The sequence below is a fragment of the Halomonas sp. PBN3 genome (assembly GCF_000475415.1).
Taxonomy (GTDB): Bacteria; Pseudomonadota; Gammaproteobacteria; order Pseudomonadales; family Halomonadaceae; genus Halomonas; species Halomonas shengliensis.
In genome coordinates, this window is sequence record NZ_AXCA01000079.1 from 1 (window position 1) to 3,153 (window position 3,153).

General features: G+C 55.6%; 2 rRNA genes. Both read right to left on the bottom strand.

The annotated features are described in order from the left end of the window. Positions 1-4 precede the first annotated feature (4 nt). Positions 5-120 (bottom strand): 5S ribosomal RNA (gene rrf / locus Q673_RS23225). Positions 121-198: 78 nt separating this feature from the next. Then, positions 199-3,085: ribosomal RNA gene (locus Q673_RS23230) — 23S ribosomal RNA — on the bottom strand. Between the last annotated feature and the right edge of the window lie 68 nt (positions 3,086-3,153).

Sequence of the window (3,153 nt, forward strand, 5' to 3'; positions counted from 1 at the left end):
AAGTGCCTGACGATGACCTACTCTCACATGGGGAAACCCCACACTACCATCGGCGCTGAGCGGTTTCACTGCTGAGTTCGGCATGGGATCAGGTGGTTCACGCTCGCTATGGTCGTCAGGCGAAAAGGGTGTGAATCATGCTGGACGAGTCGTCTCACGTATCCGGCCGTGTGTCATCACAGACCGCTTGGGTGTTATATGGTCAAGCCTCACGGGCCATTAGTACCGGTTAGCTCAACGCCTTGCAGCGCTTCCACATCCGGCCTATCAACCAGCTGGTCTCGCTGGGCCCTTCAGGAGGCTCAAGGCCTCGGGGAGATCTCATCTTGAAGGGGGCTTCCCGCTTAGATGCCTTCAGCGGTTATCCTGTCCGCACATAGCTACCCGGCAATGCCACTGGCGTGACAACCGGAACACCAGAGGTGCGTCCACTCCGGTCCTCTCGTACTAGGAGCAGCTCTTCTCAAATCTCCAACGCCCACGGCAGATAGGGACCGAACTGTCTCACGACGTTCTAAACCCAGCTCGCGTACCACTTTAAATGGCGAACAGCCATACCCTTGGGACCGACTTCAGCCCCAGGATGTGATGAGCCGACATCGAGGTGCCAAACACCGCCGTCGATGTGAACTCTTGGGCGGTATCAGCCTGTTATCCCCGGAGTACCTTTTATCCGTTGAGCGATGGCCCTTCCATACAGAACCACCGGATCACTAGAACCTACTTTCGTACCTGCTCGACGTGTCTGTCTCGCAGTCAAGCACCCTTATGCTCTTGCACTCACTGCACGATTTCCAACCGTGCTGAGGGTACCTTCGTGCTCCTCCGTTACGCTTTGGGAGGAGACCGCCCCAGTCAAACTACCCACCACACACGGTCCTCGATCCGGATCACGGACCTGAGTTAGAACGCCAATGATGCCAGGCTGGTATTTCAAGGTTGGCTCCACCCGAACTGGCGTCCGGGTTTCCAAGCCTCCCAGCTATCCTACACAAGCAACATCAGCGTCCAGTGTGAAGCTGTAGTAAAGGTTCACGGGGTCTTTCCGTCTAGCCGCGGGTACACAGCATCTTCACTGCGATTTCAATTTCACTGAGTCTCGGGTGGAGACAGCGTGGCCATCATTACGCCATTCGTGCAGGTCGGAACTTACCCGACAAGGAATTTCGCTACCTTAGGACCGTTATAGTTACGGCCGCCGTTTACCGGGGCTTCGATCAGGAGCTTCGCGTGAGCTAACACCATCACTTAACCTTCCGGCACCGGGCAGGCGTCACACCCTATACGTCCGCTTGCGCGTTTGCAGAGTGCTGTGTTTTTAATAAACAGTTGCAGCCACCTGGTATCTTCGACCGGTTCGGGCTGAAGCAGCAAGTGCTCTCACCCTACGCCGGCGTGCCTTCTCCCGAAGTTACGGCACCATTTTGCCTAGTTCCTTCACCCGAGTTCTCTCAAGCGCCTTGGTATTCTCTACCTGACCACCTGTGTCGGTTTGGGGTACGGTCCCACTGTATCTGAAGCTTAGAGGCTTTTCCTGGAAGCGTGGCATCGATGACTTCCAGACCGTAGTCTGTTCGTCTCGTCTCTCGGCCTTGAGGAACCGGATTTGCCTGATTCCTCAGCCTACTGACTTTCACCAGGACAACCAACGCCTGGCTCACCTAGCCTTCTCCGTCCCCCCATCGCAATACAGTGAGGTACGGGAATATTGACCCGTTTCCCATCGACTACGCCTTTCGGCCTCGCCTTAGGGGCCGACTCACTCTGCTCCGATTAGCGTCGAACAGAAACCCTTGGTCTTCCGGCGGGGAGGTTTTTCACCTCCCTTGTCGTTACTCATGTCAGCATTCGCACTCGTGATACCTCCAGCAAGCCTCTCGACTCACCTTCGTCGGCGTACACGACGCTCCTCTACCGCTCGTCATTCGACGAACCCGTAGCTTCGGTACCTGGTTTGAGCCCCGTTACATCTTCCGCGCAGGCCGACTCGACTAGTGAGCTATTACGCTTTCTTTAAAGGATGGCTGCTTCTAAGCCAACCTCCTAGCTGTCTGAGCCTTCCCACATCGTTTCCCACTTAACCAGGATTTGGGGACCTTAGCTGACGGTCTGGGTTGTTTCCCTTTTCACAACGGACGTTAGCACCCGCTGTGTGTCTCCCACGCGTCACTCACCGGTATTCGGAGTTTGCCTCGGGTTGGTAAGTCGGGATGACCCCCTAGCCGAAACAGTGCTCTACCCCCGGCGGTGCTACGTGAGGCGCTACCTAAATAGCTTTCGAGGAGAACCAGCTATCTCCGGGCTTGATTAGCCTTTCACTCCGATCCACAAGTCATCCAAATCTTTTTCAACAGATCCTGGTTCGGTCCTCCAGTTGATGTTACTCAACCTTCAACCTGCTCATGGATAGATCGCCCGGTTTCGGGTCTATTCCCAGCGACTGGTCGCCCAGTTAAGACTCGGTTTCCCTACGCCTCCCCTATACGGTTAAGCTCGCCACTGAAAATAAGTCGCTGACCCATTATACAAAAGGTACGCGGTCACCGAACGAGTCGGCTCCCACTGCTTGTACGCATACGGTTTCAGGATCTATTTCACTCCCCTCTCCGGGGTTCTTTTCGCCTTTCCCTCACGGTACTGGTTCACTATCGGTCAGCCAGGAGTATTTAGCCTTGGAGGATGGTCCCCCCGTCTTCAGTCAAGGTTTCACGTGCCCCGACCTACTCGATTTCACATGATCAGGTTTTCGGCTACGGGGCTATCACCCTGTATCGCTGAGCTTCCCAGCTCATTCGCCTAACCGGTCACATGCTTAAGGGCTGGTCCCCGTTCGCTCGCCGCTACTGGGGGAATCTCGGTTGATTTCTTTTCCTCGGGGTACTGAGATGTTTCAGTTCCCCCGGTTCGCCTCCCGCACCTATGGATTCAGTGCGGGATACCCAGGTTACCCTGGGTGGGTTTCCCCATTCGGAAATGTCCGGGTCGCAGGTTGTTTGCCACCTCGCCGAACCTTATCGCAGGCTTCCACGTCCTTCATCGCCTCTGGCTGCCAAGGCATCCACCGTATGCGCTTCATCGCTTGACCATATAACCCCAAGAGGTCTGGTCGGCGATGACACACGACAATTGCCGGATACGCTTGAGACGTATCTC